10 protein-coding genes are annotated in these 9970 nt (G+C 70.3%); all 10 read left to right on the top strand.

All coding sequences use genetic code 11. The features are described from left to right. The first annotated feature begins 145 nt into the window (after nt 1–145). Entirely contained in the window at nt 146–754 is a 609-nt protein-coding gene (locus tag FM076_RS04140; RefSeq protein ID WP_173868577.1) for a CDP-alcohol phosphatidyltransferase family protein, read from the top strand. A gap of 110 nt (nt 755–864) precedes the next feature. Further along, nucleotides 865–3360: a mannose-1-phosphate guanyltransferase gene (locus FM076_RS04135; protein ID WP_173868576.1), complete on the top strand. Its 2496-nt coding sequence runs from the start codon at nt 865–867 to the stop codon at nt 3358–3360. Between the two features lie 114 nt (nt 3361–3474). Beyond that, nucleotides 3475–4374, top strand: coding sequence for a DUF881 domain-containing protein (locus FM076_RS04130; protein ID WP_173868575.1), 900 nt, complete (start codon nt 3475–3477; stop codon nt 4372–4374). Then, nucleotides 4371–4703 carry a small basic family protein gene (locus tag FM076_RS04125; RefSeq protein ID WP_016467540.1) on the top strand — a complete coding sequence of 111 codons (333 nt, stop codon included), beginning with the start codon at nt 4371–4373 and terminating at the stop codon, nt 4701–4703. The genes FM076_RS04130 and FM076_RS04125 overlap by 4 nt, the downstream gene beginning before the upstream one ends. 5 nt (nt 4704–4708) lie before the next feature. Beyond that, nucleotides 4709–5515 (top strand): DUF881 domain-containing protein, encoded by an 807-nt coding sequence (locus FM076_RS04120; RefSeq protein WP_243274290.1) that lies wholly within the window; start codon nt 4709–4711, stop codon nt 5513–5515. Between the two features lie 432 nt (nt 5516–5947). Further along, on the top strand, nt 5948–6475 hold the full coding sequence (locus FM076_RS34890) for an FHA domain-containing protein (protein ID WP_345944885.1): 528 nt from the start codon (nt 5948–5950) through the stop codon (nt 6473–6475). Nucleotides 6476–6499: 24 nt separating this feature from the next. Continuing rightward, nucleotides 6500–7270, top strand: coding sequence for a MerR family transcriptional regulator (locus tag FM076_RS04110; RefSeq protein WP_173868574.1), 771 nt, complete (start codon nt 6500–6502; stop codon nt 7268–7270). A 74-nt stretch (nt 7271–7344) separates the two neighbouring features. Then, nucleotides 7345–7818 carry a bifunctional nuclease family protein gene (locus tag FM076_RS04105; protein ID WP_027739117.1) on the top strand — a complete coding sequence of 158 codons (474 nt, stop codon included), beginning with the start codon at nt 7345–7347 and terminating at the stop codon, nt 7816–7818. Between the two features lie 244 nt (nt 7819–8062). Continuing rightward, nucleotides 8063–8719 (top strand): MerR family transcriptional regulator, encoded by a 657-nt coding sequence (locus FM076_RS04100; RefSeq protein WP_173868573.1) that lies wholly within the window; start codon nt 8063–8065, stop codon nt 8717–8719. Between the two features lie 80 nt (nt 8720–8799). Further along, on the top strand, nt 8800–9970 hold a 1171-nt coding region (locus FM076_RS04095; protein WP_173868572.1), incomplete at its 3' end, for a DNA polymerase IV.

Genomic DNA, 9970 nt, shown 5'->3' with positions numbered 1-9970 from the left:
CGGTGCCAACAAGGCCTTTTTCTTTTTCCACGCGTGCCCGTCATCCACCGCGATGTCCCGATAGCGGCACCCCGTGCACGCTGGGTGAGCGCCGCCGGGTAGGGTCAGGGAGCATCGTTGGCACGCTCATTCAGGAGGCCCACGGGTGGAGGTCCAGGAGACGCGGATCCAGACGGATCGGGTCCTCACCATCCCGAACATCCTCAGCATGGCTCGCCTGGTCGGCGTGCCCGTGTTCCTGTGGCTGATCCTGTGGCCCGAGTTCGGTGGGCCCAACTGCGACCTGTGGGCGCTGCTGGTGCTCGCCGCGAGCGGGGTCAGCGATTACCTCGACGGCAAACTGGCCCGCCGGTGGAATCAGATCAGCAGTCTGGGACGGATTCTCGACCCGGCCGCCGACCGGCTGTACATCCTCTCCACACTGGTGGGGCTGACCTGGCGTGAGATTCTGCCGCTGTGGCTCACTCTCGTGCTGCTGGCCCGGGAACTGCTGCTCCTGGTCATGGTGTGGGTCCTGGACCGGCACGGTTTTGCGCCACCGCAGGTCAACTTTCTGGGCAAGGCCGCCACGTTCAACCTGATGTACGCCTTCCCGTTGCTGCTGCTCAGTGACGGAAGCGGGTGGGCCGCGTCACTCGCTGCGATTTTCGGATGGGCCTTCGCCGGTTGGGGTACTGCGCTGTATTGGTGGGCAGGGATCCTTTACGTGGTCCAGGTCCGCCGTCTGATCAGCGCGGATGCTGAGGCCGACTGAGCACCCTCCTCCACCCCGGAGGCCAACTGCCCTGAAAGCTACTTTGTGGGCCATCCTGGATGGGTGAAGGTCGGCATGACCGTCGTCTGTACGAGGAGGACGCTTCCGACATGAAGGCCGTCGTGATGGCTGGCGGCGAAGGCACGCGCCTTCGGCCGATGACCGCGAGTATGCCCAAGCCGCTCCTGCCAGTGGTGAACAAGCCGATCATGGAGCACGTGCTGAAGCTGCTCAAGCGTCACGGGCTCACCGAAACGGTCGTGACCGTGCAATTCCTGGCCTCGCTGGTCAAGAATTACTTCGGTGACGGCGAGGAGCTCGGCATGGAGCTCACCTACGCCCATGAAGAGAAGCCACTGGGCACGGCCGGCAGCGTCAAGAATGCCGAGGAGGCGCTGAAGGACGACGCGTTCCTCGTCATTTCCGGCGACGCGCTCACCGACTTCGATCTGACCGACCTGATCCGGTTCCACCGGGAACGCGGAGCGATGGTCACCGTCTGTCTGACGCGGGTGCCCAATCCGCTGGAGTTCGGCATCACGATTGTGGACGAGGACGGAAAGGTCGAGCGGTTCCTCGAAAAGCCGACCTGGGGGCAGGTGTTCTCGGACACTGTGAACACCGGCATCTATGTGATGGAGCCGGAGGTCTTCGACTACGTCGAGCCGGATGTGCCCGTGGACTGGTCCGGTGATGTCTTCCCGCGGCTCATGAAGGAAGGCAAGCCGATCTACGGCTATGTCGCCGAGGGCTACTGGGAGGACGTCGGCACCCACGAGAGCTATGTGCAGGCCCAGGCCGATGTGCTCGAGGGCAAGGTGGACGTCGAGCGGGACGGGTTCGAGATCTCGCCCGGCGTGTGGGTGGCCGAGGGCGCCGAGGTGCATCCGGACGCGGTGCTGCGGGGTCCGCTCTATATCGGTGACTACGCGAAGGTCGAGGCGGGCGCGGAGATCCGCGAGCACTCCGTGATCGGCTCCAACGTCGTGGTCAAGAGTGGTGCTTTTCTGCACCGCGCGGTGGTGCACGACAACGTGTACGTGGGCCCGCAGAGCAATCTGCGGGGCTGCGTCATCGGCAAGAACACCGACGTCATGCGGGCCTCGCGGATCGAGGACGGTGCGGTCGTCGGGGACGAGTGCTTCATCGGTGAAGAATCGATCGTCCAGGGGAACGTGCGGATCTACCCCTTCAAGACGGTCGAGGCCGGCGCCTTCGTCAACACCTCCGTCATCTGGGAGTCGCGCGGCCAGGCGCATCTGTTCGGGGCCCGTGGTGTCTCCGGCATCCTCAACGTGGAGATCACGCCCGAGCTGGCCGTACGACTCGCGGGGGCGTACGCGACGACCCTCAAGAAGGGCTCCACGGTCTGCACCGCCCGCGACCACTCCCGGGGCGCCCGCGCGCTCAAGCGGGCCATCATCTCGGCGCTCCAGGCCAGCGCCATCGACGTACGGGACCTGGAGAACGTGCCGCTTCCCGTGGCCCGGCAGCAGACGGCCCGGGGCAGCGCCGGCGGCATCATGATCCGTACGACGACCGGCGTGCCGGACTCGGTCGACATCATGTTCTTCGACGAGCGGGGCGCCGATCTGTCCCAGGCTGGGCAGCGCAAGCTCGACCGCGTCTACGCGCGCCAGGAGTACCGCAGGGCCTTCCCGGGTGAGATCGGGGACTTGAGCTTCCCCTCCAGCGTCTACGACTCCTACACCGGCTCACTGCTGCGTGCCGTGGACACGACGGGTATCGCGGAGTCCGGGCTCAAGGTCGTGGTGGACGCCTCCAACGGCAGCGCCGGCCTCGTCCTGCCGAGCCTGCTGGGCCGCCTGGGGGTGGACTCGCTGACGATCAACCCGGGGCTCGACGAGTCGCGGCCCACGGAGACCGCGGAGAGCCGGCGGGCCGGCCTCGTGCGGCTCGGGGAGATCGTGGCCTCGGCGCGCGCGGCCTTCGGTGTGCGGTTCGACCCGGTGGGTGAGCGCATCTCCCTCGTGGACGAGCACGGCAGGATCGTCGAGGACGACCGGGCGCTGCTGGTGATGCTCGACCTGATCGCCGCGGAGCGGCGCAGCGGCCGGGTGGCGCTGCCGGTGACGACGACTCGTATCGCCGAGCAGGTCGCGGCCTACCACGGCACCCAGGTCGAGTGGACGACCACCTCGCCCGACGACCTCACCCGGGTCAGCCGGGATGAGAACACCGTCTTCGGCGGTGACGGACGCGGCGGCTTCATCGTCCCCGAGTTCAGCTCGGTCTTCGACGGTGCCGCGGCGTTCGTCCGGCTGATCGGGCTGGTGGCCCGGACGCAGCTGACCCTCAGTCAGATCGACGCGCGTATCCCGCGGGCGCAAGTGAGCCGCCGGGACCTCGCGACGCCGTGGGCGGTCAAGGGGCTGGTGATGCGGACCGTGGTGGAGGCGGCCGGCGACCGGTCGGTGGACACGACGGACGGCGTGCGCGTGGTCGAGTCGGACGGCCGCTGGGTGATGGTGCTTCCCGACCCGGCCGAGGCCGTCACCCATCTGTGGGCAGAGGGGCCGGACGAGGCGTCGGCGCAGGCGCTGCTGGACGAGTGGGCGGCCGTGGTCGACAGCGCCGGTCACTGATCGAGTAGCGCCCTGGGCGGCGGGGCCTCCCCTCTCGCGGGGGCAAGTCCCGCCGCCCGGCGTGCCGGTGGGCCCGTTCGGCGGCACGGGTCTCGACGTGCGACGATGTGCGGCATGTCGCTGCAGCAGCCACCCAGGAGCACCTCGTCGCGGTTTCCGCGGCCCGACGCTTCGATGTCGCTGCTGACCAATGTGATGGAGCACAGCCTCGACGACGGCTACGCGGAAGCGGCGGCCCGCCGGGGTGAGGTGGGGCGCTCGCGGATGCCGCGCACCGTGCGGGCCAAGCTCGGGCTGGCCGCCGGGCTCGTGCTGGCCGCGCTCGTGGTCACCGTGGGCGCCGCGCAGGCTCGCGTCTCCGCGCCGACCATCGCCAAGGAGAAGCAGGAGCTGATCGAGCGGATCGAGTCGGGCGGCAAGGAGGCCGACAAGCTCCAGAAGGACGTCGACAAGCTGCGCTCCTCCGTGGAGGCCGAGCAGCGCGAGGTCCTGGCGAAGCACGGTGACGCCCGCGGCAGGACGACGGCTCTGCTCGCCGGGGCGACCGCGGCGAAGGGCCCGGGCCTCAAGCTGGTGGTCGACGACGCGAAGGACGCCGGCTCCGGGAAGGGGGACGGACCGCGGCAGAGCGACGGGTTCTCCGACACGGGGCGGATCCGGGACCGCGATCTCCAGCGCGTCGTCAACGGGCTGTGGGCGGCGGGCGCCGAGGGCGTCTCGATCAACGGCCAGCGCCTCACGTCACGTTCCGCCATCCGCGCCGCGGGCGACGCGATCCTGGTCGACAACAAGCCGCTGGTGCCGCCCTATACGCTGCTGGCGATCGGGCCGGGACAGAAGTTCAGCCGGACCTTCCAGGACAGCGTCGACGGGCAGTACCTGTACGTCCTGCACAAGGACTACGGTGCCAGAACCAGCATTTCCGTCCAGGACGAGGTCCGGCTGCCGGCCGCGCCGAGTCTGATTCTGAGAACAGCGAAACCTGTGCGGACAGGGAAGGGCAGCACATCGTGATCGCCGTACTGGGCCTCGTCGTGGGAGTCGTGGCCGGACTCGTCGTCCGGCCCGTGGTGCCGATGGCGGTCGAACCCTATCTGCCCATCGCCGTCGTCGCCGCGCTCGACGCGGTGTTCGGCGGGTTGCGGGCCATGCTGGACGGCATCTTCGACGACAAGGTCTTCGTCGTCTCGTTCCTGTCCAATGTGGTGGTGGCGGCGCTGATCGTCTTCCTCGGTGACAAGCTCGGGGTCGGCGCCCAGCTCTCGACCGGTGTGGTCGTCGTCCTGGGCATCCGGATCTTCTCCAACGCGGCCGCCATCCGCCGGCACGTCTTCAGGGCGTGAGGCCGATGAGCGACGGCAGCACTCCCGAGCACCGCTCCCCGCGGGAGCACCCCGGACAGCCGGCCGGACAGCGGGACGGCGGTGCGCCGCGGCTGACGGGACGGCAGCGGCTCGCCAAGGCGGTGTGGCCCCCGCGGGTGACCCGTGCCCAACTCATCGTGGCCCTCCTGCTGTTCGTGCTCGGCCTCGGCCTGGCGATCCAGGTGCGCTCCACCAGCGAGAACAGCGCCCTGCGGGGGGCCCGCCAGGAGGATCTGGTGCGCATCCTCGACGAGCTGGACGACCGCACCAAGCGGCTGGAGGACGAGAAGCGCCGGCTGAGCGGGCAGCGCACCGAGCTGGAGAACAGTTCCGACCAGGCGGAGGAGGCCCGCAAGCAGACGCGGGAGAAGGCGGCGCAGCTGGGCGTGCTGGCCGGCACGGTGGGGGCCGAGGGGCCGGGCATCCGTATGACGATCAACGACCGGGCGGGGACCACGGATTCGGACACCTTGCTGGACGCAGTCCAGGAGCTGCGGGCGGCGGGGGCCGAGGCGATGCAGGTCAACGGGGTGCGGGTGGTCGCGAGCAGCTATTTCACCGACAGTGGCGGCGGGGTGAACGTGGACGGGCATAGGATCGACGCGCCGTACCGGTTCGACGTCATCGGCAAGCCCGCGGATCTGGAGCCGGCGCTGAACATCCCGGGCGGGGTGGTGCAGACGCTGAAGAACAAGCAGGCCACGGTGCAGGTGACCCGCTCGGGGAAGATCACCGTGGACGCCTTGCGACAGGCGAAGCGGCCTGACTACGCTCGGTCGTCATCGCAGTGAGATGGTGAGAAGAGTTGCGGGGGGTCGGCGGGTCGGTCGGGCACCGTGTGAGGGAAACTGTCTACAGGTCACAGACGTTAGTCGAGCGTCGAGGGTGGCCAATGAGAGCATCGAGGGTCTGTCCTGCCCCACGGGCGGGTCTGTTTCGTGCGAGGGGAATCGCCCGTGAGTTTTTTTGCGAAGTTGTTCGGCAAGAGCCGCCGGGGCGGCGGCGCGGGTTCCGCACGGCACCGTGCCCCCAGGGATACGGAGATGACGGGCGGGGCGCCGGCGGCCGGCACCGAGCGTCCGCTCTTCCGCGACGAGGTGGCCGGGCCCCAGGGAGACAATTCGGGTGGTCGCGGCGCGGTTTCTGTTGACCCTGGTACGCAGGGCCGCATAGGTTCCCAGGCACCGCAAACCTCAAATTCGGGTGGAGGTTCTGCCTTGCCGGTGTGTAACAGGTGTGGAGCCCGCGTCGCGGAAGCGAGCCGGTTCTGCTCCAACTGCGGCGCCCCCCTGCGGGGCGGCGCCCCTGCGGAAGGGGCGTCCGAGACGACGTCCACCATCTCGATCTCCGGGCTGGAGGCCTACGACTCGGAGTCGACGGGCCAGCACATCTCTCCTGTGCTGCCTCCTGAGGCCCAGGCCGCGGTGGACGCGCTGCCGATGGGCTCCGCGCTGCTGATCGTGCGGCGCGGTCCCAACTCGGGTGCCCGCTTCCTCCTCGACGGCGAGCTGACCACCGCCGGGCGCCACCCGGAGAGCGACATCTTCCTGGACGACGTGACCGTCTCGCGTCGTCATGTGGAGTTCCGGCGCGGCCCCGACGGCGGCTTCACCGTCTCGGACGTCGGCAGCCTGAACGGCACCTACGTCAATCGCGAGCGGATCGAGGCGGGAGTGCCGCTCAGCAGCGGTGACGAGGTGCAGATCGGCAAGTACCGCCTGGTCTTCTACGGGAGCCCGCGCACCGTCTGAGACCCGCAGACCGCAGGGAGACGTATGCCGCACACGGTGTCCGGCGATGCCCCGACGGGCACCGCCGACGGGACGGGGACGGCGCCGATGAGCATCGGTGCCGTCCTCCAGGCGCTCCGCGAGGAGTTTCCCGAGGTGACGGTCTCCAAGATCCGCTTCCTGGAGGCCGAGGGTCTGGTGGAGCCGGCGCGCTCCCCGTCGGGCTACCGGAAGTTCCGCCCCGAGGACGTCGAGCGGCTGAGCTATGTGCTGCGGTTGCAGCGGGATCACTATCTGCCGCTCAGAGTGATCAGGGAGCACCTGGAGGCCGCGGAGGACGGGGCGCCTCTCCCGGTCGTCCCGGCGCCCTCCCGCGAGCCCGGGGAACCCGACGGGTTCCAGCCGCCCCCTCCGGCTCCCGGGCCCCCTCCCGCACATCCGGCTCCGGCCGTGCGTCTGGGGCGCGAGGAGCTGCTGAGGGCCGTCGGCGTGCCGGACGGGGAGCTGGCCGACTGGGAGGAGTACGGGCTGCTCGGCGCCGGCCCGGACGGCGCGTACGGCCCGGATGAGGCGGAGGTGGCGCGGCTGGTGGCCGAGCTGGGCCGGTTCGGGCTGGAGGCCCGGCATCTGCGGGCGCTGAAGATCTGCGCCGACCGGCAGCTGGATCTCGTCGAGCAGCTCGTGGCTCCCCTCCGGCTGCACCCGGATGCCCGTACGAGGGCGGGTGCCGCGAGCACGGCCGAGGAGCTGGCGGACCTGTCCGTGCGGCTCTACGGGGCCTTTGTGCGGGCCTCGCCCAGCTCCCCGGGTGACTGAATCGGCACGCCGACGCGGCCGCCGGGCGGCTGCCCGACTACCCAAACAGGCGCGGCACGGCCTAGGGTTACTGTGTGAATGAGCTCGACGTCGTGGGTGTCCGGGTGGAAATGCCCACCAACCAACCGATCGTGCTCCTGCGCGAAGTGGGAGGCGACCGCTACCTCCCCATCTGGATCGGCCCGGGGGAGGCGACGGCGATCGCCTTCGCCCAGCAGGGCATGACCCCCGCACGCCCACTTACCCATGACCTGTTCAAAGACGTTCTGGAGGCAGTGGGCCAGGAGCTGACCGCGGTCCGCATCGTGGACCTGCGGGAAGGCGTGTTCTACGCGGAGCTGGTCTTCGCCAGCGGCGTGGAAGTCAGTGCCCGCCCGTCCGACGCCATAGCGCTCGCGCTCCGTACCGGAACGCCGATCTACGGCAGTGACGACGTGCTGGACGACGCGGGTATCGCGATTCCCGACGAGCAGGAGGACGAGGTGGAGAAGTTCCGCGAGTTCCTCGACCAGATCTCTCCGGAGGACTTCGGCACCAGCAGCCAGTGACGCCCGTGCGCGCAGCCGCCCGGCTGGGGCCACTCCTGCCGGGGGGCTCGGCGTGGTGGCCCGGACTGCCGGCCCGCGGCCATCCGGCCAGCCTTTCCCCGTCCGGGGGCACGTGAAACCACCCTCTGGGGCATTATCACTCGCCGTGCCGAGTGTGGCGATCGTTGACGCACTCGGAGTGACTGCCTACCTTCATGTGGGCAGGTTCCGGGGGTAACCCGGGATGTGAAGGACGGAGGTCGGCGTGGCAAGCACCGGCGGCGAAGGCACAGCGGCTGGCGACTCGTCCCTATCCGACGGCCCACCCCCAGCCTCCGGCCGGGAGGTGTCCCCGGGGCGGCCGTCGCCGACACCCTCCCGTGGCCCGAGGCCGGGAGGAACCCCCGAACCACCGGCGGACTCGCCGGCCGAGCGGGTCGGCTACCGCGGCCCGACCGCCTGCTCGGCCGCCGGGATCACCTACCGGCAGCTCGACTACTGGGCGCGCACCGGCCTGGTGGAGCCCAGCATCCGCCCCGCCTACGGCTCGGGCACGCAGCGGCTCTACAGCTTCCGCGACATCGTGGTCCTCAAGATCGTCAAGCGTCTGCTGGACACCGGGGTCTCGCTGCAGAACATCCGTGCCGCCGTACGGCACCTGCGCTCGCGCGGCCGTACCGATCTGGCGCGGATGACGCTGATGAGCGACGGCGCCACCGTGTACGAGTGCTCCTCGCCCGACGAGGTCGTCGATCTGCTCCAGGGCGGTCAGGGCGTCTTCGGGATCGCGGTCGGCGTCGTGTGGAAGGACGTCGAGGGCGCGCTCTCCCAGCTGCACGGGGAGCGCGTGGACACCGGCGAGACCCTGATCAGGGAACACCCCGAGGACGAGCTGGCGCGCCGCCGCAATCGCGCGGGGTGAACCGGGCCCCGCCTGCGGGGCCTGCGGGACCGCCGTGATTGTCACGTGATTGTCAGTGGCATGCGGCACCATCTGAGGACGTGAGGACCCGGCCGATCATCCTGCATCTGGACATGGATGCCTTCTTCGCCGCTGTGGAGCAGGCGTCCAAGCCCAGCCTGCGCGGGAAGCCGGTCGTGGTCGGCGGGCTGGGTCCGCGCGGGGTGGTCTCCACCGCCTCGTACGAGGCGAGACGCTTCGGGGTGCACTCCGCCATGCCCACCGCGCAGGCCAGACGCCTGGCGCCGAACGCGGCGTACCTCGGGGCCCGCTTCGGGCTCTACCGCGCGGTGAGCGAGGTGGTGATGGAACTGCTGCACGAGCTGTCGCCGCTGGTGGAGCCGCTGAGCCTCGACGAGGCGTTCGTGGACCTGGAGGCCGGGGAAGCGCTGGAAGGGACGCAGGGCGGCGCTGAGGGGGCACGAGAGGTCGGTGAGCGGCTCCGCCGGGAGATCCGGGCGGCGACGGGGCTGAGCGGTTCGGTGGGGATCGCGGGCTCCAAGATGCTGGCCAAGATCGCCTCGGAGCAGGCCAAGCCCGACGGGCTGGTGCTGATCGAGCCGGGCACCGAGCGGGAGCGGCTGGCGCCCATGCCGGTGCGGACGCTTCCGGGGGTGGGCCCCGCGACGGGAGAGGTGCTGCGCAGAGCGGGGATCACCACGGTCGGGGAGGTGGCGGAGGCGGGCGAGGACGAGCTGCTGCGGCTGCTCGGCAAGGCGCACGGCGCCTCGGTCCACGCGATGGCCCACGGCATCGACGACCGTCCCGTGGTCGCCGAGCGGGACGCCAAATCGGTCTCCGTCGAGGACACCTACGACGTCGATCTGACCGACCGCACACGGGTGCGCCTGGAGGTGGAGCGGCTCGCCGGGCGGTGTGTGACGCGGCTGCGCGCCGCGGGGCGGTCGGGGCGCACCGTCGTCCTGAAGGTGCGCAGCTACGACTTCTCCACGCTGACCAGATCCGAGACGCTGCGCGGGCCCACCGACGACCCGGACGTCGTCCGGGAGGCGGCGCTGCGGCTGCTGGCGGGGGTGGACACCACGGCCGGGGTGCGGCTGCTGGGCGTGGGCGTGAGCGGGCTCGCGGACTTCACGCAGGAGGACCTGTTCGCGCAGGCCAGGGCGGCCCGGGGCGAGGCCGGGGCAGCCGCGCGGGCGGACGGGCCCGCCGGGGCCCCCGCCGAGCACGGAGCGCGGGCGTGGAGGAGCC

Source organism: Streptomyces albus subsp. chlorinus, from assembly GCF_013302895.1.
In the GTDB taxonomy this organism is placed as follows: Bacteria; Actinomycetota; Actinomycetes; order Streptomycetales; family Streptomycetaceae; genus Streptomyces; species Streptomyces chlorinus.
Note: the sequence above shows the minus strand (reverse complement) of the source record. Positions and strands in the feature narration are given on the sequence as shown.

Bases quoted from the DNA above. Each gene is read 5' to 3' on its own strand.
- FM076_RS04120 (WP_243274290.1), top strand. From the start codon at position 4,709: ATGAGCGACGGCAGCACTCCCGAGCACCGCTCCCCGCGGGAGCACCCC.
- FM076_RS04135 (WP_173868576.1), top strand. From the start codon at position 865: ATGAAGGCCGTCGTGATGGCTGGCGGCGAAGGCACGCGCCTTCGGCCG.
- FM076_RS04110 (WP_173868574.1), top strand. From the start codon at position 6,500: ATGCCGCACACGGTGTCCGGCGATGCCCCGACGGGCACCGCCGACGGG.
- FM076_RS04130 (WP_173868575.1), top strand. From the start codon at position 3,475: ATGTCGCTGCAGCAGCCACCCAGGAGCACCTCGTCGCGGTTTCCGCGG.